This window comes from Roseateles sp. GW821-FHT09B06 (genome assembly GCF_059418245.1).
The window spans coordinates 39109-65748 of record NZ_JBWKPM010000013.1 but is presented as its reverse complement, the minus strand read 5'-3'; the positions used below and the strand labels follow the sequence as shown (position 1 = coordinate 65748).

The window sequence follows — 26640 nt, the reverse complement described above, 5'->3', positions numbered from 1 at the left end:
AAGCCATGAGCCCTCCCGCTTTATCGAGAATCCGGCGGCGCCCGCTGCTGGCGGCCGCGCTGCTGGCGCTGCTGCCCCCGCTGGCCGGCCGCGCCCATGCCGAACCCCTGCCCGAGCTGGTGGCGCGCGCCAAGCCCTCGGTGCTGCTGGTCGGCAGCTTCGGCCTGCTGGACAGCCCGCGCTTCGGCTTCCGCGGCACCGGCTTCGCGGTCGGCGACGGCAACCATGCGGTGACCAATGCCCATGTGCTGCTGCCGCCCGACCAGAGCGCCGGCGGCGAGCGACGCATGGCCGTGCAGGTCTACGACGGCGAGCGCCAGTGGCGCCAGCGCGAGGCCAGCGTGGTGGCCGTCGATGCGGCGCATGACCTGGCCCTGCTGCGCTTCGACGGCCCGCCGCTGCCGCCGCTCAGGCTGGCGGCCAACGCAGCGCTGCGCGAGGGCAGCGAGATCGCGCTGATCGGCTTCCCGGTGGGCGGCGCGCTGGGCTTCTCGCATGTCACGCACCGAGGCATCCTCGCGGCGCGCACCGCGATCGCATTGCCGGCCGTGGGCGCACAGGCCCTCAATGCGCGCGCCATCAGCCAGCTGCGCCAGGGCAGCTTCGAGGTGCTGCAGCTCGATGTCACGGCCTACCCGGGCAACAGCGGCGGCCCGGTGTTCGACACCGGCACGGGCGAGGTGATCGGCGTGGTCAGCATGGTGCTGATCAAGGGCACCCGGGAATCCGCGCTGAGCGCGCCGACCGGCATCAGCTATGCGATGCCGGTCGAACATGTGCAGGCCCTGCTGAACCGCAAGTAGCCGCCACGGCCGGCCCGGCCGGCCGACGCGGGGCGAGACTACAGCCCGGCCAGCGCGCGCAGGTGCACGCCCACGCTGCGCGCCAGCGCGCCCAGGTGATAGCCGCCCTCCAGGCAGGAGACGATGCGGCCCTGGGCGTGGCGCCGCGCCACGTCCATGATGCGCAAGGTGATCCATTCGTAATCGGCCTCGACCAGGCCCAGCTGGCCCAGGTCGTCCTCGCGGTGGGCGTCGAAGCCGGCCGAGACGAAGATCATCTCGGGCCTGAAGCGCTCCAGCGCCGGCATCCACATCGCCTCGACCATCTCGCGCACCTCGGCGCCCTTGGTGTAGGCCGGCAGCGGCACATTGAGCATGTTCTCGCCCTTGGGCACGGCGCCGCAGTAGGGATAGAGCGGATGCTGGAAGATGCCCACCATCAGCACGCGCTCGTCGCCGGCCAGGATGTCCTCGGTGCCGTTGCCGTGGTGCACGTCGAAGTCCACCACCGCCACCCGCTTCAGGCCGCGCGTGTCCAGCGCATGGCGCGCCGCGATCGCCACATTGTTGAAGAAGCAGAAGCCCATGGCCTGGTCGCGCGTCGCATGGTGGCCGGGTGGCCGCACCGAGCAGAAGGCGTTCTCGGCCCGGCCATCCAGCACCAGGTCGGTGGCATGCACGGCCGCGCCGGCGGCGCGCAGCGCGGCCGACCAGGTGTAGGGGTTGGCGATCGTGTCGGGGTCCAATGCGCGCGATTCGCCGCTGGCGGCCAGCGACTCCAGCAGGTCGCGCAGATGCGCCACATGGTGGTGGCTGTGGGCCCGCTCCACGGCCGCCAGGCTGACGGTCGGTGCGTCGACGCGCTGCAGCGCCACGTCCAGCCCGGTGCCGATCAGCCAGTCCTCGATCGCCGCCAGGCGCTGCGGGCACTCGGGGTGGCCTCCGCCCATGTCATGGCGCTGGCAATCGGGATGGCTGATGAAGGCTGTGGACATGGCGGCAATACAAGGATTCGCGTCGAATGTTTTGAGTTATGGTCGCTCGCATGATGCAAGAAGCCCCACTCCAGTCGGCCGCGCTGGTTCAGCAACTCAACGCACTGCAGCGGCAGATTAGCACGATCATCAAGGGCAAGCCGGCGCAGATCCTGGACTGCGTGGCCTGCCTGATCGCCGGCGGCCATCTGCTGATCGAGGACCTGCCCGGCGTCGGCAAGACCACGCTGGCCCACACCCTGTCGGTCTGCCTGGGGCTGCGCTTCTCGCGCGTGCAGTTCACCTCCGACCTGATGCCCTCCGACCTGCTGGGCGTCAGCGTCTACGAGCGCGAGCAGGGCCGCTTCGCCTTCCATCCCGGTCCGGTATTCGCCCAGGTGCTGCTGGCCGACGAGATCAACCGCGCCGGCCCCAAGACCCAGAGCGCGCTGTTGGAGGCGATGGAGGAGCAGCAGGTCAGCGTCGACGGCCAGACCCATGCCCTGCCCCAGCCCTTCTTCGTGATCGCCACCCAGAACCCCAGCGAGCAGCTCGGCACCTATCCGCTGCCCGAGTCGCAGCTGGACCGTTTCCTGATGCGCATCTCGCTGGGCTATCCCGACGAGCGCGCCGAGCGCGAGCTGCTGACCGGCGTGGACAGCCGCGACGCGATCAAGGCCTTGCGGCCGGTGATGAGCCCGGCCGATCTGCTGGCCGCCCAGGCCGCGGTGCGCCGCGTGCACGCGGCGCCGCCGCTGCTGGACTATCTGCAGGCCCTGCTGGCCGCCACCCGCTCGGGCCGGTGGTTCGTCGAGGGCCTGAGCCCGCGCGCCGGCCTCGCGGTGCTGCGCGCGGCGCGCGCCCGCGCCCTGCTGGACCAGCGCGACTATGTCTCGCCCGACGATGTGCAGGCCATCCTGCCGCAGACCATCGCCCATCGCCTGCGCCCCAAGGCCGGCGCCGGCCGCGGCGCCCGCGAGCAGGTGCGCGCGATGATCGAAGCAACTCCCCTGCCGTGAGCCCACCCCCTACGCGCTTCGCGCGCCCCCTCAAGGGGGCGACGCCGGCTGCCCGGCAAAGCCGGATCAGCGGCGTCCGCTCGGGAATGCAGGAAGCGCGGGCATGAGTCTGCGCCAGCGCTGGCGCGCCTGGTGGCAGGCCCGCCATCCCTTGAGCGACACCCACCTGATGGGCCAGCGCAATATCTACATCCTGCCCAGCCGGCCGGGCCTGTTCTTCTGCGCCACCCTGGGCGTGCTGCTGCTGGCCTCGATCAACGAGCAGCTGAGCCTGGGCTATGCGCTGACCTTTCTGCTGGCCGGCGCCGGCTTCGCGTCCATGCATGCCACCCATGCGAATCTTCGCGGCCTCGGCCTCGACCTGAAGGCACCGGCGCCGGGCTTCGCCGGCGACGAACTGCAGCTGGAGCTGCGCCTGCACAACAGCGGCCGCGCGCGCTTCGGCGTCGGCGTGCGCGTGCTGGACGGCGGCGGCGAACCGGCCTGGGTGGACGTGCCGGCCCTCGGCCATGCGCTGCTGCGCCTGAGCTGCCCGGCGCCGGCGCGCGGTCTGCAGGGCCTGCCGGCGCTGCGCATCGAGACGCGCTTCCCGCTGGGCCTGTTCGGCGCCTGGAGCATCTGGCGGCCGGCCGCGCGGGTCTGGATCTATCCGCGCCCCGAGGAACCGGCGCCGCCCCTGCCGGCCCAGGCGCTGCGCCCCGGCGACGGCGCGGTGGCCGGCGGCACGCTGGTGCGCGGCGAGGATTTCGAGGGCGTGCGCCCCTACCGCCAGGGCGACTCGATGCGCCAGGTGCTGTGGAAGAAGGCCGCCCAGGGCGGCGCCTCCGGCGCGCCGTTGCTGGTGCGCGAGACCCTGGCCCCGGCCAGCCGGCAGCGCTGGCTGGCGCTGGCCGAGACCGCCGGTCTGGACTGGGAGGCGCGGCTGTCGCGCCTGACCGCCTGGGTGCTGCAGGCCGAGCGCCTGGGCCAGCCCTGGGGGCTGCGCCTGGCGCCGCTGCCCCAGCCGGACCTGGCCCCGGACAGCGGGGCGCTGCAGCGCCAGGCGGCGCTCGAGCTGCTGGCCGCGGCGCCGGCGGAGGCGCCGCGATGAGCCGCGCCGGCCCGCGCCCCGCGCTGCGCCAGCGCCTGGCCCATTTGCCGCGCGAGGCGCGCGACACCCTGTTCCTGCTGGGCGCGATCGCCGCGACGGTGCTGCCCCATGCCGAGCATGTGCCGCCCTGGTGCAGCGCGCTGACCCTCTTGATCCTGCTGTGGCGCGGCCAGCTGGCCTGGCGCGGCGCGCCGCTGCCGGGACGCTGGCCCCTGCTGGCCCTGATCGTGCTGACGGCCGGCCTGACCCTGACGACCCACCGCACCCTGCTCGGCCGCGAGGCCGGCATCACCATGCTGGTGATGCTGATGGCGCTGAAGACCCTGGAGCTGCGCGCGCGCCGCGACGCCTTCGTCGTCTTCTTCCTGGGCTTCTTCCTGGTGCTGACCCAGTACCTCTACTCGCAGTCGCTGCTGACCGGGCTGTGGACCCTGATCAGCGTCTGGGCGCTGCTGAGCGCCCTGGTGCTGGCCCAGATGCCGGTGGGCCAGCCCAGCCTGAGGCTGGCCGCGGCCCAGGCCGCGCGCACCACCGCGATCGGCCTGCCGCTGATGGTGCTGCTGTTCCTGCTGTTCCCGCGCATCGCGCCGCTGTGGGGTGTGCCCGCCGACGCGGTGGGCAGGACCGGCCTGTCCAGCGAGCTGCAGTTCGGCGCGATGAGCGAGATCGCCAACGACGACAGCATCGCGATGCGCCTGCGCTTCGCCGGCCCGCCGCCGCCGCCCCAGGCCCTGTATTTCCGCGGCCCGGTGCTGGGCCGCTTCGACGGCAGCCGCTGGCGCCCGCTCAACCCTGGCAACCCCGGCAACTCCTTCGCGGCGGGCGGGCCGGCGCCGCGCGTGCGGGGCCAGGTTTTGCGCTACGAACTGACGATGGAGCCGCTGCGCCTGTCGGTGCTGCCCCTGCTGGAGTCCGGCCCCGAGGCGCCGGGCGCGCGCCTGGAGCTGGCCGGTGGCCTGAGCCTGTGGCGCGGCGCCGAGCTGCAGTGGCTGTCGCCGCGCCCCATCACCGAGCGGCTGCGCGTCGAGGCCCAGGCCTATCTGGACTACGACAGCGGCCCCGTTCGTGTGGGTGCCGACCTGTCGCCGTATCTGGAGCTGCCCGCCGGCCTGAACCCGCGCACCCTGGCCTGGGCGGCCGCGCTGCGCCATGAGCGCTTGGCCGCGCAGGCGCCGGCCGAGTACGGCCCGGCGGCCGTGCGCGCGGTGCTGCAGCACATTGCCACGGCCGACTATGTATACACGCTGGCGCCCGGCCGCTATGGCGAGGTCTCGCCGCATCTGATCGACGAATTCTGGATCGACCGGCGCCTGGGCTTCTGCGAGCATTTCGCGGCCGGCTTCGTGGTCGTGATGCGCGCGCTGGGCCTGCCGGCCCGCGTCGTCACCGGCTTCCAGGGCGCCGACCGCGAGCTGCAGGACGGCTATCTGGTGGTGCGCAACAGCCAGGCCCATGCCTGGGCCGAGGTGTGGCTGGAAGGCCGCGGCTGGCGGCGCGTCGATCCGACGGCCGCGGTGGCGCCGGAGCGCGTCAATGCCGGCCGGCCCCTGCGGCCGCCGCCCGGCGCGCTGGCCGGGGCGATGGGCCAGTTCAGTCCGGCGCTGTGGCAAGGCCTGCAGGGCTTGCGGCGCGGCTGGGAGAACCTGAACAACCGCTGGCAGCAGCATGTGCTGAACTATTCGCGCAACGACCAGTTCGATCTGCTCAAGCGCCTGGGCTGGAGCGCGCCCGACTGGCAGGCGCTGGCCCAGCTGAGCGCGGCCCTGATCGCCCTGCTGGCCGGCCTGGGCAGCGCCTGGATCGCCTGGCAGAACCGCCCGCACGACGGCTGGAGCCGCCAGCGCGCCGCCCTGCTGCGCGAGCTCGGGCGCCTGGACGTGCAGGCCCAGGCCCACCAGGCACCGCGCCAATGGGCCGCGCTGCTGACGGCGCGCCACGGCGCCGCGGCCGAGACGCCGGCGCGCATGCTGCTGGCGCTGGAGCTGGCGCGCTATGCCGCGCGGGAGCAGCCCGGCGCCGAGGGCTGGCTGGCGCGCCGGCGCTGGCTGCGCGAGTTTCGCGCCGCAAGCCGTATGCTGCGCGCTCAGACCCGGAATCCGAACTGATGCTGTTGCCGACCCCAAGACCGTCCCTGGCCCTGCCGGCCGCCCTGCCCCTCGCTCTGGCCATCGCCCTGACCCTCGCTCTGCCCGCGGCGGCGCTGGCCACCGCGAAGAACAAGCCCCGCCGCCAGGCCCAACCACCCGCGGCCATGGTCGCCGCACCGCAGTACGGCGAGCGCGCCGACCTGATGGAATTCGCTGCCGAGCTGGCGGCCAGGGAAGGCTGGGACGAGGCGCCGCTGCGCGCCCTGCTGGCCCAGGCGCGCCGCCAGGCCGTGGTGCAGCGCCTGATCATGCCGCCGCCGGCCGGCACGGCCAAGGACTGGGCCGCCTACCGCGCCCGCTTCGTCGAGCCGCGCCGCCTGCAGGCCGGCCTGGCCTTCTGGAACGCCAACGAGGCCGCGCTGGCCAGGGCCGAGGCGCGCTTCGGCGTGCCCGCCGAGCTGATCGCCGGCCTGATCGGCGTGGAGACCTTCTACGGACGCGTCATGGGCGGCTTCCGGGTGCTGGACGCGCTCGCCACCCTGAGCTTCGACTTCCCGACCGGACGCCGGGATCGCAGTGCCTTCTTCCGCGAGGAGCTGGCCGAATTCCTGAAGCTGTGCCGCCGCGAGGGGCTGGACCCGCTGGTCGTCAAGGGCTCCTATGCCGGCGCGATGGGCTGGCCGCAATTCATGCCGGGCAGCTGGAACCGCTACGCGATCGACTTCGACGGCGACGGCCATGTGGACCTGGCCGCCAGCCCGGCCGATGCGATCGGTTCGGTGGCGCATTATCTGTTCCAGCATGGCTGGCAGCCGGGTCTTCCCACGCATTACGCGGTGGCCGCGCCGGTCGACAGCACCGAGCGCGCGCGCCTGCTGGCACCCGACATCGTGCCCTCCTTCAGCGCCGCGCAGTTCGCCGAGGCGGGGGCACGGCTGGCCGACGAGGGCGCGGCCCATGCCGGCCCGCTGGCCCTGGTGGAACTGCAGATGGGCGATGCCGCGCCGGTCTATGTGGCCGGCACGGCCAATTTCTATGTGCTGACGCGCTACAACTGGTCCAGCTACTACGCGATGGCGGTGATCGAGATGGGCCGGGCGCTGCGCGGCTACCGCGAGGCCGGCAGCCCGCCGGACGCTCAGAAGCCCTGATCGGGCTCGGGCGGGCCTTCCGGCCCCTCGGCCCGCGACGGCCGATCGTGCCAGTAGCGCGGCGCCAGCGCGCGCTGGCACTGCGCGCCGGCGGCGTCGCTGCGCCAATGCAGCGCGCCGCAATCCGGCGAGCTCAGCACCGCGATGCCGCGCGCCTGGTAGCGTGCCAGCACGGGCGGCGCCGGATGGCCGAAGCGGTTGCGGTAGCCGGCCTGGACCAGGGCCAGGCGCGGCGCCACCGCATCCAGCAAGGCCCCGGCGGAGGAGGTCTTGCTGCCGTGGTGGGGCACCAGCAGCAGATCGCTGCGCAGGCCCGCAGCACCCAGCGCGGCCACGAGGGTCAGTTCTTGCCCAGCCTCGATGTCCCCGCTCAGCAGCACGGCGCGCCCCGAGCCGGCGACGACGCGCAGCACGCAGGACAGCGCATTGCTCCTGAGGCCCAGGCCGTAGCTCGCGGCGGGCGGCTGCAGCAGCTCGAAGCGCACACCGTCCCAGGTCCAGGCCTGGCCGGCCTCGCAGCGCCGGTGCGGCGGGCCGGCGGCGCGCAGCGGATGGCCGTCCTCCAGCGAACTCAGCAGGCCCTGCACCGGCAGCCCTGCCAGCAGCGAGGCCGCGCCGCCGACATGGTCCTGGTCGCGGTGGCTCAGCAGCAGCAGATCCAGCTCGCGCTGCCCCAGCGCACCCAGCAGCGGCAGCAGCACGCGCTGGCCGGCGTCGGCCTGCGGCGTGTACCGCGGGCCGGCGTCATAGAGCAGCGCATGGCGCGCGGTGCGCAGCAGCACCGCGCTGCCCTGCCCCACATCGGGCGCCAGCAGCTCGAACTGGCCGGGCGCCGGCCGCGGCAGCGCCGGCCATATGAGCGGCAGCAGCATCGGCAGGGCCAGGGCGCGCAGCCGCCAGGGCAGCGGCAACACCATCAGCGCGGCCGCCAGCAGGCCCAGCAGCTGGGCCCAGGCCGGTGCCACCGCCAGGCTCCAGACCGCCGCGGGCAGCCCGGCCAGCCAGCGCAGATAGGCCATCAGCAGGTCCAGCAGCCAGGCGGCCGCGTCCCATGCCGCCGGCAGCAGCGCGCCGGCCAGGGTCAGCGGCGTGATCACCAGGCTCACCAGCGGGATCGCCAGCAGATTGGCGGCCAGCCCGACCAGGGAAATCTGCTGGAAGAAGATCAGGGTCAGCGGCGCCAGGCCCAGGGTGGCCACCCACTGGCTGCGCAGCGCAGCCCACAGCTTGGCGTACCAACCCGGCCCGACCGCGCCCCCGGCCATCAGCAGCGCCACGGCCGCGAAGGACAGCCAGAAACCCGCCTGGCACAGCGCCCAGGGATCGAGCAGGCAGACCAGACAGGCGCTGGCCAGCAGCGCCAGCGGCCAGGGCCAGCGCAGCCCGGCCTGGCGCAGCAGGGCCAGGCCGGCGAGCATCCACACGGTGCGCTGCGCCGGCACGCCCCAGCCCGAGAATAGCGCGTACAACAGGGCCACCAGCACCCCGGCCCACAGCCCGGCCGTCGGCGCCGGCAGGCGCAGGCAGGCCCGCCCGCCGAGCCGCCACAGCTGCGCCGCCAGCAGCGCGGCGCCCCAGGCCAGCATCGTGATATGCACCCCGCTGATGGCCATCAGATGCCCCGTGCCCGTGGCGCGGAACAGGCTCCAGTCGGCGCGCGCGATCGCCGCCTGCTCGCCCAGGCTCAACGCCACCAGCACGCCGGCCCGGTCCGGGTCGGCAACGCGGCGCTGTATCGCCTCGCGCAGGCGCTGGCGCCAGCGGTCGATGTGCCAGGCGCTGCCCGGCTCCAGCAGCTGCCAGCGCCGCACCTGCCCGGTGGCGCGCAGTTCCTGCTCGAACAGCCACAGCTCGTAGTCGAAGGCATGCGGGTTGGAGAGGCCATGCGGCCGGCGCAGCCGCGCCAGCAAGCGCCAGCGCTGGCCGGCCTGCCATGCCGGCAGGGCCTGGGGCAAGACCTGACCCGGCTGCGCATAGGCGCTCAGCAGCAGGCGTCGTGGCAGCCGCACCGGCGTGCCGCCGCCGGCCGCATCCTCGGCCGCGTCGACCGCGAAGGCGAAGCGCCAGCCCGGCGCTCCGCCCTGCCCCAGCATGGGCTGCGGCAGGGCATCGATGCGCCCTACCAGCCAGAGGTCGCGCCCCTCCCAGGCCGCGGGCAGCTCGTCGGCGAGCCGCAGCTGGGCGCGCCAGGCGGCATGCAGATGGGCCAGCAATATCAGGGCGAATGCGGCCAGCAGGCAGCGCCAGCCGGCGCGTCGCGCCTGGCGCAGCAGCAGGCAGAGCGGAACGAGGAGCAGCCCCTCGATCGCCAGCTGGCGCGCATCCGGCAGTTGTGCCGCACGCTGCAGCAGCGCGCTACCGGCCAGCCAGGCCAGGCCCAGCACCGCCCAATGCGCCACGCCCATGGGCACGCCCTCTCTCGGCGTGCCCGCCGCTGCCTCGACCATGCCGGCTCCTCCCTGGAGGCCCTGGGATCACAGCAGCGTTCTAGCCTCTTTTCGGGTGGCGGGGTAGCCCCCGGCGCTCAGTGGGCGGCGCGGGTGCGGGTGCGGCGCGGCACAACCCTGGCGCTCGGCACCGGCGGCAGCTGGGCCTCCACCTCGGGCACCAACCCGCCCTCGTCCTCCCAGCGATGCACGGCCTCACGCTGCTCTTGCTTGCGTCGCCGTGCCGCCCCGAGCGCGCCGGTCCACCAGCGTTGGATGGCGGCGGTGGCCAGAGAAGCGGCGGCCAGCAAGGCCAGTTTCTTGATCAGCATGGCGTTCTCCTGTTCGGCATCGTGCCGCTTGGGGATTAACGGGAGGATTAGCGCGCCGGCGCGGATGCCGGCTCGGGCGGCGCGGGCTCGATCCTGCGCGTCACCAGTTCCTTGAGCACGGCGCCTTCGGCCACCGAGCCGCTGCGCTTGCCGCCGCCCAGCGCCATGATTTCGCAGGCGGCGCGATCCTCGGCCGGCACCACCTTGCAGCGGGCCAGCGCGTTGTCGGTCAGCTGGCGCGCGGTGGCGCCGGACTCGAGCCGACCGCTGCGCGCCTCCGCCTGCGCGGCAGCGGCCTCCTTCAGACAGGTCTGGCGATCCTGCGTGCTGCGACCGGCCAGGCAGTCGGCACGCTCTTGCTGGTAGATGCTGAGAGTACTGGCCTCGGCCGCTGCCGCAAGCAGGGCCAGAGCCAGCATCGATAGGGTCTTGACCATGAGTTCTCCTTGAGGCCGATCAGCGGCCGTCCTGACGGCGCGCCGCGCGCGCCACATCGAGCGCCTGCCAGCGCCCCTGCACGCGGACCTGCAGCCGGCTGACCCGCCGCATGCCCTTGCCGCAGCGGGCCAGGCGCGCCGCGCACCGCGTTGCCGCGGCCAGCAATGCGGCGCGACAGGGCCGATCGCCGCGACAGGACTGGCGCGGAATGACCAGCCCCGCCTCCTGCGCGGCCGAGCCATCGTCGAACTCGGCGCGCGCGCGCACCACGATGCTCAGCGGCGTGCTGAGCAGCAGTTCGACATCGAGTGCGGCGTCGAGTGCGGTATTGGCGCTCGGAGGCGCGCCATGGGGTGGGATGAAACAGGGGGTGGGTTCGAGACTGTCCATGCACAGATGCTAGGAAGCGCGGCGGAGCGTCGTTGTCGGGACCTGCCCCCTGGCGCTGTAGGACGATGCCGCATCGCCCGAATTACCCGGCATTACCGGCGTCACCCCGCGTTACACCGGGCCGGGCCGCCGCGCAGGGACGCGGCGCCGTCCTACAGGGATGGGTGCGCAACACCGATGCCGGGCCCCGGGGGGCGGATCCTAGAGTGAAGCTCACAGCCCGGGCCGCCACGGCTCGCCCTCCAAACTCGGCAGGAGTCACATCATGCGCAGCAGGGTCCTCATCTTCGCTGTCATCCCCGTCGTCGCCGGCGTGCTGGATGGCTGAGTCATGGACCCGGACCCGGCGCCCGTCCGCTGCCTGCTGGCCTGCCTGCTGAGCTGCCTGCTGAGTTTCGGGCTGGGCGCCTGCGCTTCCCTCAAAACCATCGTGCCACGGGCCGACCTGCCCCCGCCGCCCGCCGCGACATCCAGCAGCGCGGTGGCGCGCCAGGTCGCCGTGCAGAGCCATCGCGGCCGCCTCGGCCCCGAGGCGCGCGCGGCCCTGCTGCAGCGCGTCGGCGAGCAGGGCAAGGCCTCGCTGATGCAGCGCCACCTGGCCGCGATGGCGGGCCTCGGCCCGGTGCAGCTGCATGCCGGCAACGAGGCCAGGCTGCTGATCGACGGGCCCGCCACCTTCGCCGCGATGTTCCAGGCCATCGAGCGGGCGCGCTCGACCGTGCTGTTGGAGAGCTATATCGTCGAGCATGCGCCGATCGCGCAGGAACTGGCCGCGCTGCTCAAGCGCAAGCGCGAACAGGGCGTGCAGATCGCGATGCTCTACGACGCGCTGGGCTCGCGGGGCACCGATCGCGCCTACTTCGACGGCCTGGCCGCCGCCGGCATCGCCGTCTGCGCCTTCAATCCGGTCGGCCCCGCCGCGCGCCCCGGCTACTGGGACATCACGCACCGCGACCACCGCAAGATCCTGGTGGTGGACCGCGCGACCGGCTTCACCGGCGGCATCAATATCAGCGCGGTCTACGCGCTCGGCTCCTTCGGCCGCCGTGCGCCCGCCGCAGCACCGGCAGCACCGGCGGCCTCGGCCCCGGCCGACGAGGGCTGGCGCGACACCCAGATCCTGCTGCGCGGCAGCGCCGCCGTCGCGCTGGAGGAGCTGCTGCGCGAAACCTGGCGCCAGCAGGGCTGCCGCGGCGCGCTGCCCCCGCCGGCCGCCGCGGCGACCCGGCCGGTCGGCGCGCAGCTGGTGCGCATCCTGCCGTCGACGCCGGACGACGAGTACAACCAGATCTACGCGATGCTGCTGAGCGCCATCGATGCCTCGCAGCGCAGCGTGCACCTGACCATGGCCTACTTCGCGCCCGGGCGCGACATGGTGGACGCGCTGTGCGAGGCCGCGCAGCGCGGCGTCGACGTGCAGCTGATCCTGCCCTCGATCAGCGATTTCACACCGGTGCTGCATGCCGGCCGCAGCTACTACACGCGGCTGCTGCAGGCCGGCGTCAAGATCCACGAACTGCAGGATGCGGTGCTGCACGCCAAGACCGCGGTGATCGACGGCGTGGTCTCCACCGTGGGTTCCAGCAATCTGGACTGGCGCAGCTTCACCGGCAACAACGAGGTCAACGCGGTCGTGATCGGCGAGGACTTCGGCGGCGCCATGACCCGCATGTTCGAGCGCGACCTGCAGGCCTCGCAGCCCATCGAAGCTGCCGCCTGGGCCCGCCGCCCGCTCTGGCAGCGCCTGCGCGAGACCGCGGCGCGCCTGTTCGAGCGCTGGTGGTGAGCCCGGCGGCGCCGACGCCGCCATGCGCCTCCGTCCTACAGCGGCGCAAGCGAAGCGCCGATGCCCGCCGCCATAGCGTCTTCCTAGACTGATTTCATCGGACGAACAAGCAAGTTCCGATACCAACCCAAGACAAGGAGCTCGATATGTTTGCACGTCATGCCCTCGCCGCCGCCATCACCGCCCTGGTGGCGCTGACCGTCCTGCCCGGCTGCGCCGTGTCGCGCGGCCAGTCCACGGTGGGCGAATACATCGATGACGCCGCGATCACCACCGCGGTGAAGACCAAGTTCATCGAGGCCAAGACCGTCGACGCCGCGGCCATCAAGGTCGAGACCTTGAACGGCGAGGTGATGCTGTCCGGCTTCGCCAAGAACGGCACCGAGCGCAGCGATGCCGGCCGTCTGGCCAGCGAGGTCAAGGGCGTCAAGAGCGTCAAGAACGAGGTCGTCGTGCGTCAGTAAGCGTCGGCCGTAACGCTCAATGTCACGGTCAAGAAGGCCACGCGATGAACTGGGACCGCATCCAAGGCAACTGGAGACAGTTCGCAGGCAGTGTCCATGAGCAGTGGGGGCGTCTGACGCACGACGACCTCACCGTCATCGGCGGCCAGCGCGAGCAGCTCAGCGGCAAGCTGCAGCAGCGTTACGGCATCGCCAAGGACGAGGCCGAGCGCCAGCTGCGCGCCTGGGAGGACTACGTGGACCAGCACTGGTTCCGTTGAGCCGCCTCGTCATCACATCGTCATCAACCCCCACTCGCCGAGAAAGGCAATCATCATGAAACGTCATCATCACCATCTCAAGGTCGGCATGGTCGTCGCGGCGACCGCCTTGTTGCTGAGCGCCTGCAACCGCCCGGGCGAGGAAGAGCGCACCGCGGGCCAGCGCGTGGACGACACCATCGCCAAGACCGAGCAGCAGGCCGACAAGGCCAGGGCCGCCACCGACGCCGCGGTCGGCAAGATGGAATCCAAGGTCGAGGACGCGGCGATCACCGCCAACGTCAATGCCGAACTGGCCAAGGATCCCAAGCTCAGCGCCATGCGCATCAATGTGGACACGGTGAACGGCCATGTCGCGCTGCGCGGCACCGCACCCGATGCGACGGCACGCGAACGCGCGACCCAGCTCGCCATGGCCGTCCAGGGCGTGATGAGCGTCGACAACCAGCTGGAAGTGCGCGCTTGAGCCCGTGATCCAGACAGCGACAAGGAGCACGCCATGACTCACCCGCACCGCCGCCTTGCGCCGCTGGTCCTCGCCCTGCTGCTGGGCGCAGCCGGCATGGCCCAGGCCGCCAATTTCTCCAAGAGCGCCTATGACGCCGCCAAGGCCGACATCGAGTCCGCCTACAAGACCGAGCGCGAGACCTGCGGCTCCCTGGCCGGCAACGCCAAGGATGTCTGCCTCGAATCGGCCAAGGGGCGCGAGAAGGTCGCCAGGGCCCAGCTGGAGTTCAACTACAGCGGCACCGAGAAGGACCAGTTCAGGCTGATGGAAGCACGCTACGAGGCCCGTTACGAGGTCGCCAAGGAACGCTGCGACGATCTGTCCGGCAATGCCAAGGATGTCTGCATTCGCGAGGCCAAGACGGACCGCGACAAGGCCAGGGCCGAGGTGAAGGAAGGCAAGAAGATGAGCGCCGCGGCGGAGGACGCCGAGACGGCGCAGATGAAGGCCGACTACCAGCTCGCCAAGACGCGCTGCGACGCCCTGTCGGGTGACGCCAAGGACGCCTGCATGGCTTCCGCCAAGGCGCGCTACCGCGAGAACTGGTAAGCCGTCCCTGCTCGGGAACCGGGCCCGCCGCTGGCGGGCCTCGTCGCGCCCGGCCGCAGCGCAGCGGGGCGGCAAGCCAAGGTGTAGGATGCGCGCCACCGTCTCTTCCACCCCTTGCCGCGAGTCCCCGCCATGAGCAATTCCTCCCCCGTCTACGAGCGTCTGAAGAGCCTGGGCATCGAGCTGCCGCCGGTGTCGGCGCCGGCCGCCGCCTATGTGCCCTTCGTGCGCACGGGCAATCTGGTCTTTCTGTCCGGCCATATCGCCAAGAAGGACGGCAAGCCCTGGGTGGGGCAGCTGGGTCGCGATGTCGACACCGCCACCGGCAAGCTGGCGGCGCGCGCGATCGCGATCGACCTGATGGGCAGCCTGCAGGCCGCCATCGGCGACCTTGGCAAGGTCACGCGCATCGTCAAGCTGATGAGCCTGGTCAACAGCACCGGCGACTTCACCGAGCAGCACCTGGTGACCAATGGTGCCTCCGAGCTGATCGGCGAGGTGTTCGGTGCGGCCGGCGCGCATGCGCGCAGCGCCTTCGGCGTGGCCCAGATCCCGATGGGCGCCTGCGTCGAGATCGAGCTGATCGCCGAAGTGGAACCCGACTGATGTTCCTGCCTGCCTCAAAGCTGCCGGCGCGCGTGCTGGCCGGCATCGCCGTGGCCGCCTTCGCCGGCGTGGCCGTCGCGCTGATCGCCCAGCACCTGTTCAACGTCAAGCCCTGCCCCTGGTGCGTGATGCAGCGCGGCCTGTTTCTGCTGATCGGCGTCGTCGCGGCGCTCGGCTGGCTGTTCAGGAGCCTGCAACCCCTGCGCCTGCTCAGCCTGGTGCTGGTCGTGCTGCTGGCGCTGGCGGGCCTGGCCTCGGCCTATTACCAGCACGATGTCGCCGCCAAGCTGGCCTCCTGCGACATGACCCTGGCCGACAAGGTGATCACCGCGCTGAACCTGGAGGAGCTGTGGCCGCCGGTCTTCATGGTCACGGCCAGCTGCGCCGAGGCCGCGGCCTACCGCCTGCTGGGCCTGCCCTACGAGATCTGGAGCGCCCTGCTGTTCACGGCCCTCGGCCTGCTGGCCCTGCTGGGACTGAAGAAGCGCTGAGCAGGATCAAGCCGCCGCGCCCGGCCGCAGGCTAGGCTCGGCGGCCATGTCTTCCTCCTCTTCCCCCATCCTGATCGTCGGCGGCGGCCCGGTGGGCCTGTCGCTGGCCTGCGCGCTGGCCGATGCCGGCCTGCGCAGCACCGTGCTGGAGGCCCAGCCGCTCGACAAGCTGGCCGAGCCGGCCGAGGACGGCCGCGAGATCGCGCTGACGCAGCGCGGCATCGCGATCCTGCGGCGCCTGGGTGCCTGGCAAGACCTGGCCCCGGTGGAGCGCTCGCCGCTGCGCCGCGCCCGCGTCTTCAACGGCCAGGCGGCGCGTTCGCTGCTGTTCGAATCCGGGGCCGAGCTCGGCACCCTGGTGCCCAACCAGGCCCTGCGCCGCATCGCCTTCGCCGGCGTGCGGCGGCGTGCCGGCCTGATCGAGCTGCGCGGCATGGCTCGCGTGGCCGCGCTGGACCTGGGGCCCGAGGCCGCCAACGTCACGCTCGAGGGCGGCGAGCGCCTCGGCGCGCCGCTGCTGGTGGCGGCCGACAGCCGTTTCTCCGGCCTGCGCCGGCTGGCCGGCATCGCCACCGAAATGCTGGACTTCGGCCGCAGCGTGCAGCTGGCGCGCATCGAGCATGAATGCCCGCACCAGGACCAGGCGCTGGAATGCTTCCACCATGGCCACACGATGGCCTGGCTGCCGCTGGGCGGCCGCTCGGCCCGGCTCAGTTCCCTGGTGCTGACCCTGCCGGCCGACCAGGCCGAGGCGATGCGCGGCTGGGACGATGCACGCTGGCTGGCCTGGGTGCAGGCCCGCAGCCTGGGCCGCCTGGGCCGGCTGCGGCTGGCCGGGCCGCGCCACCAGTACCCGCTGGTGGCGAGCTATGCACGGCGCTTCACCGCGACCCGCTTCGCGCTGGCGGGCGATGCCGCGGTGGGCATGCACCCGGTGACCGCGCATGGCTACAACTTCGGGCTCTACGGCGCCCAGCGCCTGGCCGAGGAACTGCGCCGCGACGGCATGAGCGGCGATCCCGCCGCGGCCCTGCTCCGCTACGACCGGGGCCACCGGCGCGACACCCGGAGCCTCTACCGCGGCACCAATGCGGTGGTGCAACTCTTCACCGACGAGCGGGCGCCGGCCCGGCTGCTGCGCCAGGGCGTGCTGGACCTGGCCCAGCGCCTGCCGCCGTTGAAGGCGCTGATCACCGCCCAGTTGACGCAGGAAGCCTAGAGCCGGGCCTTGCAGGGGCTCGCTGCCGAGCGCGGTGCCGACCGAGCCGCCGAGCTGCCACTGCCACGGGGCGTCCGACGGCCGTCGCGCGTCAAACGAAGTAGCCCAGATCGCGCTGGCTGTAGTTGGCGATCTGTGGCAGCAGGCGCGGCAGCTCGCTGGCGCCGACGCCCATCCAGCTCGCCAGGGTCGCGGCCAGCTGGTCGACCGAGCTGGTCGGCAGCAATCGCCCCTGGCCCACGTCGTCGGGGCCGTTGATCGCGGTCAGGGGCGCCTGGCCCCAGCAGCGGCCGCCCTGCACCGCGCCACCCAGCACGAAGTGATGGCTGCCCCAGCCATGGTCGGAGCCGTCGCCGTTGCTGGTCAGGGTGCGGCCGAAGTCCGAGGCGGTGAAGGCCGTCACCTGCCCGGCCACGCCCAGCTCGACGGTCGCGTCGTGGAAGGCGGCCAGCGCATTGCCCAGCTGGGTCAGCAGGGCCGGATGCTGGGTGGGCAGGAAGTCGTGGTGGTCGAAACCGCCCAGCGAGACAAAGAACACCTGGCGGCTGACGCCCAGGCTGGCGCGTGCGGCGATCAGCCTGGCGACCATCTGCAGCTGGTTGGCCAGGCTGCCGCCGCCGTCGAAGGGCGTGGCCAAGGCCGGCAGGCTGGACAGCGCGCCGGCCACGATGGCCTGGGCACTGACCGAGCGCGCCACCACGCGATTCAGCTCCTGCTCCATCCAGTGGCTGCGCTCGGCCGTGATCAGGCTGCGCAGCGCATCGGCACAGGCCTGCGAGCCGTAGAGCGGCCTGGCGATGCCGTTGATCGCGACCGCGCCGCCGCTGGACACCTGGTACTGCACCGCCTGCTGTCCGGCCATGAAGACCGCATTGCCCGAGACATTGATGCAGGTGAAGGTGGTGTTGCCGTTGGACGAGAGGAACTGGTCGCCGAGGCGGCCGCCCCAGCCCGAGCTGGCGCCCTCCGGATGGCTGGACTGCCAGAGGCTGGACTGGTCGTTGTGCGAGAACAGCTTGGGCGGCAGCGGCACGCTCTTGGCCTTGTACTGCGCCAAGGTGGTGGGCTGCACCAGCGGGCCGACATTGAGCTGCACGCCGAGCCGGCCGGCATCGAACAGGCTTTTCAGCCGGCCGAGCTGCGGTGCCAGCGCGTACTGGCGGCCATCGGGCAGGGCCACGCGGGCATTGCTCAGCGCGCTGGCGGCAAGCTGGTCGCGCGGCGTCGCGATCGAGGGGCGGATGCCCTGATAGGCGCTGTGGCTGGCCGGGTCGTAGGGCACGACGGTGTTCGCATGGTCGTTGCCGCCATGCAGGAACACGCAGACCAGGGCCTTGTAGTCGCCCGGCGCCGTGGCGGCCGCGGCCTCGCCGATGGCGGCCAGGCTCAGGGCCCAGGGTGCGGCGGCCCCCGCCACGCCCAGCGCCGAGGCGCGGCGCAGGAACTCGCGCCGCTGCAGGTTCTTCAGTTGGCTCGGATGCATGGCTTCACTTCTGGACGAGGTAATCGGGGCTGGCCATCACCAGCAGCACGGCGGCCTGCACGCGCTGCAGCCTGCGCGCCTCGGTGTCGGCCTTGATGCTGGCCACCGCGGTGGCGATGGTGGCCTTGGTGGCGGCCGCGAGACCGTCGCCGGCCAGACGCAGCGCGATGCGTTCGACCAGGGCCGTCGCATCGGCCGCCAGCGCCAGCTCCTCCGTGTAGTCGGGCCGGAGCTCGCCGATGCCATTGGCGATCACGCCCTGCATGAAGTTCAGGTAGCCGGCCACCGTGCTCTCGTTGCAAAGCTGGAATTCGGGCGCCGTGATGCCCATGCTGCCCAGCTGGGAGTTGGGAGGCACATAGCCGGGCCGGAAGAAATTGAACACCGAAGGGCTGCGCAGCGGGCTCTGCCCCAGGCGGGTCGCGGGATTGGAGGTGTCGCCCACGTTCCACAGCTCGGTGGGCGAGCTCACACCGAAACTGCGCCCCCACTGGATGAAGCGCAGCACCGGCTCGCGCAGGCGGCCCGCGGCGGGGCCGACGCCGAGGCTGCGCGCCTCGGTGTCCAGCAGGATGGCGCGGATCACGGCCGGCATGTCGCCGCGCTGGCCGTGGCCGTTGTCGGCGAACGCCGCGGCCACGCGTCGCACATAGGCGGCGCTGGGATGCGAGCAGACCAGGCGCTGGATCAGCTGGCGGCCGATGAAGGGGCCGACGTTGGGATGGTTCGCCAGGGTGTCCAGCGCGGTCTTCAGCGCGGCGGGGCCGTCGGCACCGGCCGGGATGTCGACATCCAGCACCTTCTTGGCGCCGCCGGCGAAGCGCGCGGCGTTGTGGCTCATCGGCCGGCGCATGAAGGCCGGATCGGTATCGCTGCGGCCGTCGAAGTCCCAGCCGGTGAAGACCCGCGCCAGCTCGGTGATGCTGGCCTGGCTGTAGCTTTCCCTGGGCCGGCCCGTGGCGTCCAGCAGCGGCGTGCCATCGGCGTTCAGCTCGTGCAGGCCGATCGTGAACAGCTGCATCACCTCGCGCGCATAGTTTTCGTCCGGCGTGCTGCCCTTGCCGTCCTCCTTCTTGTTGCCGCGCATGTTCAGGTAGACGCCCATGCCGCAGGACAGGGTCACGCCCTCCAGCAGCTTGCGAAAGCTCCCGAAGGCGCGCTGCTCCAGCATGTCCACATAGGCGGCCAGGGCGAAGTTGCCCCAGGCCACCGGCAGGCCGGTGATCGAGACGACGAAGATCTCGCTGAGCGCCAGCACCACGCGCTGACGCAGCTGGTCCGGGGCCGACAGCCATTTGCGCCACAGCGTGCCGTCAACGCCGGCGAAGCTGTGCTTGTAGCTCTCGGCGCCATAGCCCTTGGCGAGCAGCCAGTCGAAGTGGGCGCCGCCGACGGGCAGCGCGAACTGCCGATCCAGCCAGCCGGCATAGCCGCCGGCCTTGACCGCGGCGATGTCGGCCATGCCGGCCGCGAAGCCGGCCTGGGCCAGGAAGCGCGCGGCCTCGCCGTCGAGGATGGGCACGGCCGGACTCTGCGTCGGCGGCCCCCCCGCCGGCGCATTGCCGGCCTCAGACGCATCGCTGCCGCCACCGCCGCCGCAGGCGCTCAGGCCCATCGCGGCCAGCAGGGGCACCGCCGACGATCCCGGTACGACGCCCCCCGGCACGGCGGGTTCGATGACGGGTTCCAGGACGATGCTGCTGCTACGACTCATGAGGGCTCTCGGATTGACGCGAGCGCGAATCTAAGGGCCAGGCGGGCGCAGCCCGGTAACGGACCGGCCCTTTTGTGCAAGCGTGCGTAAGGGTCAGGTCTTAAGTCACGGCAGCGCCGGAAGCCGCGTGTGATTTCCGCATGCGCGTTGCCATGAAAAAAGGCCGGCAAAGCCGGCCTCCACGGAGTCTGGGATGCGCTGCAATCAGATCAGTGGCACGCCCGTCTTGCCCTGCACGAACTCGCGCGTCACGCCCTCGGCCAGCTCGACCAGCTTGAGCCCCTGCGGCGTCACGTCCATCACCGCCAGGTCGGTGATGATGCGGTTGACGACGCCGACGCCGGTCAGCGGCAGGGTGCACTTGGGGATGATCTTCAGGTCTTCGCTGCCGTCCTTCTTCTTCGCGACATGCTCCATCAGCACGATCACGCGCTTGACGCCGGCCACCAGGTCCATCGCGCCGCCCATGCCCTTGACCATCTTGCCGGGGATCATCCAGTTGGCCAGGTCGCCCTGCTCGCTGACCTGCATCGCACCCAGGATCGAGAGGTTGATCTTGCCGCCGCGGATCATCGCGAAGCTGTCATGGCTGCCGAAGATCGACGAGCCCTTGATGGTCGTGACCGTCTGCTTGCCGGCGTTGATCAGGTCGGCGTCGACCTCGTCCTCGGTCGGGAAGGGGCCGATGCCGAGCATGCCGTTCTCGCTCTGCAGCCAGACCTCCTTGTCGGCCGGCACGAAGTTGGCCACCAGGGTCGGGATGCCGATGCCGAGGTTCACATAGAAGCCGTCTTCCAGCTCCTGCGCGGCGCGGGCCGCCATTTGGTCTTGCGTCCAGGCCATGATCAGGCTCCCTTCTTTTCGCTGAGCGTGCGCTTCTCGATGCGCTTCTCGGGGTTGGCGTTGACGACGATGCGGTGCACATAGATGCCGGGCAGGTGCACGTCGTCCGGATCGATCGCGCCGGTCTCGACCAACTGCTCGACCTCGACCACCGTCAGCTTGCCGGCCATCGCGCAGGCCGGGTTGAAGTTGCGAGCGGTGCGGCGGAACACCAGGTTGCCGCTCTTGTCGGCCTTGTAGGCCTTGACCAGGGCCACGTCGGGATTGAGCGCACGCTCCATCACATAGGTATGGCCATCGAACTCGCGCAGTTCCTTGCCCTCGGCGACGATGGTGCCGACGCCGGTGCGCGTGAAGAAGGCCGGGATGCCGGCGCCGCCGGCGCGCAGCTTCTCGGCCAGCGTGCCCTGCGGCGTGAATTCCAGCTCCAGTTCGCCGGCCAGGTACTGGCGCTCGAACTCCTTGTTCTCGCCCACATAGCTGGAGATCATCTTCCTGATCTGGCGCGTCTCCAGCAGCTGGCCGAGGCCGAAGCCATCGACGCCGGCGTTGTTGGAGATCACCGTCAGGTTCTTGACCGCGCTGTCGCGCAGCGCCGCGATCAGGGCCTCGGGAATGCCGCACAGGCCGAAGCCGCCGACCGCCAGCAACTGGCCGTCGGCCACGATGCCCTTCAGCGCCTCGGCGGCGCTCGGGTAAAGCTTGTTCATGGGGGAATGTCTCCGTCTTGGATCGAATCGGACGGGCCACAGCGTACTACTTAATCGAATACGTAGTCGTTACGTAGAATCGCCTAAGTACATCGGAGAACCTTCGCATGCCTCTAGCCGCCAGCGACCTGCAAGCCGCCATCCCCACCATCTTTGCGCCCTGGATCGCGGCGATGGATCTGCAGGTGCTGGACACCGCGCCCGGCGAGGTGCGGCTGCGGCTGCCGGTCAAGCGCGACTATGTCCATGTGGGCGGCGTGATGTGCGGCCAGGCCGCGATGGCCGCGGCCGACACCGCGATGGTGCTGGCGATGATGGCCGAGCTCGGCGAGTTCAGGCCGATGACGACGGTGCAGTTGCAGACCAGCTTCCTGCGGCCCATCTCGGCCGACCATTGCCTGGTGACGGCCAAGGTGCTGCGCAGCGGCAAGAGCCTGGCCTTCGGCCACATCGACATCGCCAACCCGGACGGTCGCCTGGCCGTGCAGGCCACCACCACCTACGCCCTGCTCTGATCGATGACCCTCGACTACCGCACGGCCTTCGAGATGGCCCCGACCGGCATGGTGCTGTCTCGCAAACGCCTGATCGTCGACTGCAACCGCCACCTGCTGGCCATCTTCGGCGCCAGCCGCGAGCAGCTGATCGGCCAGAGCTTTGCCGTGCTCTATCCCAGCCCGGCCGAGTTCGAACATACCGGCGAGCGCATCGTCGCCACGCTCGACGAACAGGGTTACTACGTCGACGACCGCGTGATGCGCCGGGTCGGCAATCGCGAGCTGTTCTGGTGCCATGTATCGGGCCGCGCGCTGGACCCCAGCGACCCGCATGCCGAAGGCATCTGGAGCTTCGAGGACCTGTCGCGCCGCCGCCAGCTGAAGGCCGAGCTGACCGCGCGCGAGCGCGAGATCGCCGCGCTGCTGATCGAGGGCCTGACCAGCAAGCTGATCGGCAAGCGCCTGGGCATCAGCCCGCGCACCGTCGATGTCTATCGCGCCCGGCTGATGAAGAAGTACGAGGCCGCGACCACGCCGGAACTGGTGAACAAGCTGCTGGCCTGATTCCTCCCCAGCGCACGCCGACTAGGACATTCCCTAGGTCGGGGCCTGCCCGCGCCGCGCTCCCGACCGCCGCCGCCGTGCTCCCGCTCTCTGAAAACCATGCCCAGAGTCACGGTTCGCGAACCGAGCAGCGGGTTATCCCTGTCCCAGGAATGCAGGGTGGGCCGGGCGCACGCAATCCGCGGGCGGCCACGTATCGTCGCGCTTCGCGGCATGGTGAACTGCGGCTGAACAAGCGGCAAACGGGCGGCGCAAGATCCTGGGACGGGAACCGGAGGAGCAGTACGGGGGCCTTGTCGGGGTGGGCTGTGTGGCTCGATCACGGTGCCTGAGCACATGGTCATGGCTTGCCACAAGCCCTCGCAGGAGTCCACCGATGAAGCACCTCAAGAAGATCGCCGCGCTATGGGCCGCCGCCGCCCTCAGCCTGCCCGGCAGCGCCCTGGCCGGATTCGTCTGGACCGAGTCGGGGCCGAGCGGCGCCGGCAGCCTGCTGCCCACGGCCCAGACCACCTACGACAGCAGCTTCAACACGCTCAGCGGCATCCAGGGCTTCCTGACCGCCACCGTGCCGATCGGCGGCAATCCCCTCTACCAGGTCGATCTCTACAAGATCCGCATCAGCAATGCGGCCGCCTTCTCCGCCAAGACCCTGGACACCGGCGTCGACACCGCGCTCTACCTCTTCGATGACGGCGGTCTGGGCGTCTACACGAATGACGACGACGGCCTGGGCCTGACATCGCTGCTGCCCAGCGGCGACGCCAACGGCCCCGTCAGCGACGGCATCTTCTACCTGGCCGTGGCCCTGGGCGGCTTCATGGCCCAGGATGCGAGCAATCTCTCGGTCTTTCTGACCGGCGCCTTCACCGATGTGCTGGGGCGCGACCCGGCTGCGGGCGCGCTGGCCGGCTGGAGCGGCTTCGACAGCTTCAGCGAGCAGCCGCTGGGCTACGTCATCGAGCTGACCGGCGCCACCAACGCCGAACTGCCCGAGCCCGACACGCTTGCCCTGCTGGCCGTTGCGGGCCTGGGGCTGTGGGCCTCGCGCCGCCGCGCCCCGCCCCAATCCCGCCCGCAAGGCCGTTGAGCCCTCGACCCAGGAGATCGCCATGAACTACCCCTTGATTGCGAAGGGCGTCCTGCTGGCTGCCGCGGCCGCGCTCGGCCCGGCGCTGGCTCAGGGCTCGCTGCAGTCCGCCGAACAGAGCACGGTTCAGCCGCTGCCCGGCCCGCAGACCCAGCAGCGCAGTTCGCAGCTGCGCCTGCAGACCGGCACGGTCCAGGTGGCCGTGCGCCTGGTCGACCCGCCCTTGGCCGTGGCGGTGGGCGCCAATGCCAAGAAGACCGGCAGCCTGATGTCGCTGGCCCAGCGCCAGGCCTATATGGCCGCGCTGAAGAGCAAGCAGGACGCGCTGATGAGCCAGATCCAGGCCCTGGGTGGACAGGAACTGGCCCGTGTCGGCAAGGCCTACAACGCGCTGGTGATCTCGGCCGACGCATCCAAGCTGCCCCAGATCGCCGCCCTGCCGGGCGTCTCTGCGCTGCGCCCGGTGGTGGATCACCAGAAATCCCTGACCAGCACCGTGCCCTATGTGGGCGCCAAGGCCTTGCAGGATCTCGGCCTGACGGGCCAGGGCGTGAAGATCGCGGTGCTCGATTCGGGCATCGACTACACCCACCGCAACCTGGGTGGCTCGGGCCTGACGGCGGACTTCGGCGCCGCCCAGGCCGCCGCCGCCGGCATCGCGCCGGCCGGCCTGTTCCCCAGCGCCAAGGTGATCAACGGCTACGACTTCGTCGGCGAGACCTGGCCCAACGGCGCGCTCGCCCCCGACCCCAACCCGATCGATGCGGGCGTCGGCTCCGGCCACGGCACCCATGTGGCCGACATCGCCGCCGGCGCCAGCCAGGATGGACTGCACAAGGGCATGGCCCCCGGCGCCTCGCTGTATGCGGTCAAGGTCTGCAGCAGCGTCGCCACCAGCTGCAGCGGTCTGGCCATTCTGCAAGGCCTGGATTGGTCGATGGACCCGGACGGCAATCTGGACTTCTCCGACGCCGCCGACATCGTCAACCTCTCGCTGGGCGCCAGCTACGGCCAGCGCGAGAACCCCTCGACCGAGGCGATCAGCAATGTCGTGCGCTTCGGCATCGTCGCGGTCGTGGCCGCCGGCAACTCGGCCGACCGGCCCTTCATCGTCAGCTCGCCCTCCAATGCGGCCGAAGCCATCAGCGTGGCCCAGACGAGCATGCCCAATGCCGGCTCCATCCCGCTGGTGATCAACTCGCCCCCGGCGGTCGCAGGCGTCTACAGCAACACCGCCACGGTCGACTGGGCGCCGATCGTCGCCGGCTTCACGGGCAATATCGTCAACGCGGGACGCGCCTGCCCGGCCAATTCGGTCTCTCCGGGCAACAACAACCCGCCCGACCCGCTGCCCGCCCTCGGCGGCCTGGTGGCCCTGATCGACCGCGGGGGCTGCTCGATCAGCCTGAAGGTGGCCTATGCGGCCGGCGCGGGCGCCATCGGCGTCGTGCTCGCCAACAACGTCAGCGGCGATGCGCCCAGCTTCAGCTTCGGCGGCGGCTCGCCCCTGGTGCAGACCCTGGTGGTCACGCAGGCCATCGGCAACACCGTCAAGACCGCACTCGGGACCGGCCCGGTCTCGGTCACCGTCAGCTCGGCCAACAGCATTCCGCTGGCCGGCAGCATGGTCGCCACCTCGGCGCGTGGCCCGGCCTTCAACTTCGCGGCCCTCAAGCCCGAGATCGGGGCGCCCGGCGCCTCGGTCTCGGCGGTCAACGGCAGCGGCACGGGCACCGAGAGCTTCGGCGGCACCTCGGGCGCGACCCCGGTGATCGCCGGCGCGGCCGCCCTGCTGCTGCAGAAATTCCCGGCCGCCACTCCGCCCGAGATCAAGGCCAGGTTGATGAACGCGGCCAACCCGCAGGTGTTCACCAACCCCGCCACCCAGCCGGGCGTGCTGGCCCCGATCTCGCGCATCGGCGCCGGCGAACTGCGCGCCAATGCCTCGGCCGCGCTGAGCACCGGACTCTGGGACGCCAGCAACACCTACAGCCCGGCCCTGTCCTTCGGCAGCCCGCGCGCCACCGGCGTGACGACCCTGAGCAAGAAGGTGGCGGTGCGCAACTACAGCGCCTCGCCGCGCACCTACACCATCACCCGCAGCTTCCGCTATGCCGACGACGCGGCCAGCGGCGCGGTGGTGCTGAATGCCCCGGCGACGATCGCGGTGCCGGCCAACGGTACGGCGGCCTTCACGCTGAGCCTGACCCTGGATGCCGCCAAGCTGCCCGCCTGGAATCTCGGCTCGGCCTCCAACCAGGGCACCGGCGCCTTGCTGCAGGGCGTCGAGTTCGACGGCCATATCACCGTGGCCGACGGCATCGATGGGGCCAGCGTGCCCTGGCACATCCTGCCGCGCAAGAGCGCCAACGTCGTCGCCGCCACCAGCTTGGCGCTGGGCGGTGCGGCCGCGGGCAATCTGCCCATCGGCAATGTCGGCGGCGCGGTCTCCGGCGCGTTGGAGATCTTCGCGCTGACCGGCACCAGTCCGCAGATCAGCGCCCAGCAGCCGGCCTATGGCGGCGGCCAGGCCATCGTGGATCTGCGCGCGGCGGGCGTGCGGCCGGTCAGCAGCGGCGGCCAGCTGCTGCTGCAGTTCGGCATCTCGACCTATGGCGAGCGTGCCCATCCGGCCTACCCGGCCGAGTTCGACATCTATGTCGATGCCAACGGCGATGGCATCGCCGACGCGGTGGTCTACAACGCCGAGAACGGCAGCTTCGCGAGCAGCGGTCAGACCCTGGTCTGGGTACAGCGGCTCAATCCCAACGGCTCGAGCAACGGTGCGGCGGTGGCGCGTTTCTTCGCGGCCGCCGACCTGATGTCCGGCAATATGGTGATGACGGTGCTGGCCAGCGATCTGGGCGTCACCAGCGCCAGCCAGCAGATCAACTTCTCGGTCTATGCCTTCGACAACTACTTCACCGGCAACCTGACCGACGCCATCGTCAACATGCGGTACACGCCGGCGACGCCGCGCTTCAGCAGCACCTTGGGCAGCTCGCTGAGCGTGCCGGTCGGCTTCAACGGCAGCCTGCCGGTGGCGCACAATCCGGCCGGCGCGACGGCCTCGCCGTCGCAGACCGGTCTGCTGCTGCTGCACGGCACGGCCAAGATCGGCCGCGAGGCCGATGTGCTCATGATCAGCCCCTGAGCGGCACGGCGCC

Annotated in this window: 26 protein-coding genes; 17 read left to right on the top strand and 9 right to left on the bottom strand. The window is 71.3% G+C overall.

Annotated elements, in window-relative coordinates:
* Window positions 1-5 precede the first annotated feature (5 nt).
* Window positions 6-803 (top strand): S1C family serine protease, encoded by a 798-nt coding sequence (locus tag AC07OQ_RS13375; RefSeq protein ID WP_495053617.1) that lies wholly within the window; start codon window positions 6-8, stop codon window positions 801-803.
* Window positions 804-841: 38 nt separating this feature from the next.
* Here the strand turns inward: AC07OQ_RS13375 and AC07OQ_RS13370 are convergent, their stop codons facing one another.
* Complete coding sequence (locus AC07OQ_RS13370) at window positions 842-1777, bottom strand: histone deacetylase family protein (RefSeq protein WP_495053616.1); 936 nt, start codon at window positions 1775-1777, stop codon at window positions 842-844.
* 50 nt (window positions 1778-1827) lie between these two features.
* Between AC07OQ_RS13370 and AC07OQ_RS13365 the strand changes: the two genes are divergently transcribed.
* From AC07OQ_RS13365 to mltB, 4 genes are all read left to right on the top strand, one after another.
* A complete protein-coding gene (locus tag AC07OQ_RS13365; protein ID WP_495053615.1) occupies window positions 1828-2775 on the top strand; it encodes an AAA family ATPase in 948 nt (315 codons plus the stop codon).
* 103 nt (window positions 2776-2878) lie between these two features.
* Entirely contained in the window at window positions 2879-3865 is a 987-nt protein-coding gene (locus tag AC07OQ_RS13360; RefSeq protein ID WP_495053614.1) for a DUF58 domain-containing protein, read from the top strand.
* A complete protein-coding gene (locus AC07OQ_RS13355) occupies window positions 3862-5970 on the top strand; it encodes a transglutaminase TgpA family protein (protein ID WP_495053613.1) in 2109 nt (702 codons plus the stop codon). Before AC07OQ_RS13360 ends, AC07OQ_RS13355 begins: the two co-directional genes overlap by 4 nt.
* Window positions 5970-7103 carry a lytic murein transglycosylase B gene (mltB, locus tag AC07OQ_RS13350; protein WP_495053612.1) on the top strand — a complete coding sequence of 378 codons (1134 nt, stop codon included), beginning with the start codon at window positions 5970-5972 and terminating at the stop codon, window positions 7101-7103. The genes AC07OQ_RS13355 and mltB overlap by 1 nt, the downstream gene beginning before the upstream one ends.
* Here mltB and AC07OQ_RS13345 read toward each other — a convergent pair.
* From AC07OQ_RS13345 to AC07OQ_RS13330, 4 genes are all read right to left on the bottom strand, one after another.
* Complete coding sequence (locus tag AC07OQ_RS13345; protein ID WP_495053611.1) at window positions 7091-9550, bottom strand: DNA internalization-related competence protein ComEC/Rec2; 2460 nt, start codon at window positions 9548-9550, stop codon at window positions 7091-7093. The two genes, mltB and AC07OQ_RS13345, sit on opposite strands and share 13 nt — an antisense overlap.
* Before the next feature lie 77 nt (window positions 9551-9627).
* Window positions 9628-9861, bottom strand: a complete 234-nt coding sequence (locus AC07OQ_RS13340; protein WP_495053610.1) for a hypothetical protein — start codon at window positions 9859-9861, stop codon at window positions 9628-9630.
* 47 nt (window positions 9862-9908) lie between these two features.
* Window positions 9909-10298, bottom strand: coding sequence for a hypothetical protein (locus tag AC07OQ_RS13335; protein WP_495053609.1), 390 nt, complete (start codon window positions 10296-10298; stop codon window positions 9909-9911).
* Between the two features lie 19 nt (window positions 10299-10317).
* A complete protein-coding gene (locus AC07OQ_RS13330; protein WP_495053608.1) occupies window positions 10318-10689 on the bottom strand; it encodes a hypothetical protein in 372 nt (123 codons plus the stop codon).
* A 331-nt stretch (window positions 10690-11020) separates the two neighbouring features.
* On the opposite strand from AC07OQ_RS13330, the gene AC07OQ_RS13325 reads away from it, so the two are divergent.
* The 8 genes from AC07OQ_RS13325 (at window position 11021) to ubiM (ending at window position 16572) form a co-directional block, all read left to right on the top strand.
* Complete coding sequence (locus tag AC07OQ_RS13325; protein WP_495053607.1) at window positions 11021-12475, top strand: phospholipase D-like domain-containing protein; 1455 nt, start codon at window positions 11021-11023, stop codon at window positions 12473-12475.
* A 146-nt stretch (window positions 12476-12621) separates the two neighbouring features.
* Window positions 12622-12939 (top strand): BON domain-containing protein, encoded by a 318-nt coding sequence (locus AC07OQ_RS13320; protein WP_495053606.1) that lies wholly within the window; start codon window positions 12622-12624, stop codon window positions 12937-12939.
* 44 nt (window positions 12940-12983) lie between these two features.
* Window positions 12984-13199, top strand: coding sequence for a CsbD family protein (locus AC07OQ_RS13315; protein WP_495053605.1), 216 nt, complete (start codon window positions 12984-12986; stop codon window positions 13197-13199).
* Between the two features lie 55 nt (window positions 13200-13254).
* Window positions 13255-13665, top strand: coding sequence for a BON domain-containing protein (locus AC07OQ_RS13310; protein WP_495053604.1), 411 nt, complete (start codon window positions 13255-13257; stop codon window positions 13663-13665).
* A 33-nt stretch (window positions 13666-13698) separates the two neighbouring features.
* Window positions 13699-14256: a hypothetical protein gene (locus AC07OQ_RS13305; RefSeq protein WP_495053603.1), complete on the top strand. Its 558-nt coding sequence runs from the start codon at window positions 13699-13701 to the stop codon at window positions 14254-14256.
* Between the two features lie 132 nt (window positions 14257-14388).
* Window positions 14389-14862, top strand: coding sequence for a RidA family protein (locus AC07OQ_RS13300; protein WP_495053602.1), 474 nt, complete (start codon window positions 14389-14391; stop codon window positions 14860-14862).
* On the top strand, window positions 14862-15353 hold the full coding sequence (locus AC07OQ_RS13295) for a disulfide bond formation protein B (RefSeq protein WP_495053601.1): 492 nt from the start codon (window positions 14862-14864) through the stop codon (window positions 15351-15353). The genes AC07OQ_RS13300 and AC07OQ_RS13295 overlap by 1 nt, the downstream gene beginning before the upstream one ends.
* A gap of 46 nt (window positions 15354-15399) precedes the next feature.
* Window positions 15400-16572, top strand: coding sequence for a 5-demethoxyubiquinol-8 5-hydroxylase UbiM (gene ubiM, locus AC07OQ_RS13290; protein WP_495053600.1), 1173 nt, complete (start codon window positions 15400-15402; stop codon window positions 16570-16572).
* Between the two features lie 91 nt (window positions 16573-16663).
* On the opposite strand, the gene AC07OQ_RS13285 is transcribed toward ubiM, so the two are convergent.
* The 4 genes from AC07OQ_RS13285 to AC07OQ_RS13270 all read right to left on the bottom strand — a co-directional run bounded on the left by AC07OQ_RS13285 (window position 16664) and on the right by AC07OQ_RS13270 (window position 21322).
* Window positions 16664-18055 carry a DUF1501 domain-containing protein gene (locus tag AC07OQ_RS13285; RefSeq protein ID WP_495053599.1) on the bottom strand — a complete coding sequence of 464 codons (1392 nt, stop codon included), beginning with the start codon at window positions 18053-18055 and terminating at the stop codon, window positions 16664-16666.
* A 4-nt stretch (window positions 18056-18059) separates the two neighbouring features.
* The gene (locus AC07OQ_RS13280; RefSeq protein ID WP_495053598.1) at window positions 18060-19769 is read right to left on the bottom strand and encodes a DUF1800 domain-containing protein; all 1710 of its coding nucleotides are present in this window, start codon (window positions 19767-19769) and stop codon (window positions 18060-18062) included.
* Between the two features lie 204 nt (window positions 19770-19973).
* Window positions 19974-20612 (bottom strand): CoA transferase subunit B, encoded by a 639-nt coding sequence (locus AC07OQ_RS13275; protein WP_495053597.1) that lies wholly within the window; start codon window positions 20610-20612, stop codon window positions 19974-19976.
* A gap of 2 nt (window positions 20613-20614) precedes the next feature.
* A complete protein-coding gene (locus AC07OQ_RS13270) occupies window positions 20615-21322 on the bottom strand; it encodes a CoA transferase subunit A (protein ID WP_495053596.1) in 708 nt (235 codons plus the stop codon).
* A gap of 107 nt (window positions 21323-21429) precedes the next feature.
* On the opposite strand from AC07OQ_RS13270, the gene AC07OQ_RS13265 reads away from it, so the two are divergent.
* From AC07OQ_RS13265 to AC07OQ_RS13250, 4 genes are all read left to right on the top strand, one after another.
* Window positions 21430-21837: a PaaI family thioesterase gene (locus AC07OQ_RS13265; RefSeq protein WP_495053595.1), complete on the top strand. Its 408-nt coding sequence runs from the start codon at window positions 21430-21432 to the stop codon at window positions 21835-21837.
* 3 nt (window positions 21838-21840) lie between these two features.
* On the top strand, window positions 21841-22383 hold the full coding sequence (locus AC07OQ_RS13260) for a LuxR C-terminal-related transcriptional regulator (protein WP_495053594.1): 543 nt from the start codon (window positions 21841-21843) through the stop codon (window positions 22381-22383).
* 376 nt (window positions 22384-22759) lie between these two features.
* Window positions 22760-23473, top strand: coding sequence for a PEP-CTERM sorting domain-containing protein (locus AC07OQ_RS13255; RefSeq protein ID WP_495053593.1), 714 nt, complete (start codon window positions 22760-22762; stop codon window positions 23471-23473).
* Between the two features lie 22 nt (window positions 23474-23495).
* Complete coding sequence (locus AC07OQ_RS13250) at window positions 23496-26627, top strand: S8 family peptidase (RefSeq protein ID WP_495053592.1); 3132 nt, start codon at window positions 23496-23498, stop codon at window positions 26625-26627.
* Window positions 26628-26640 lie beyond the last annotated feature (13 nt).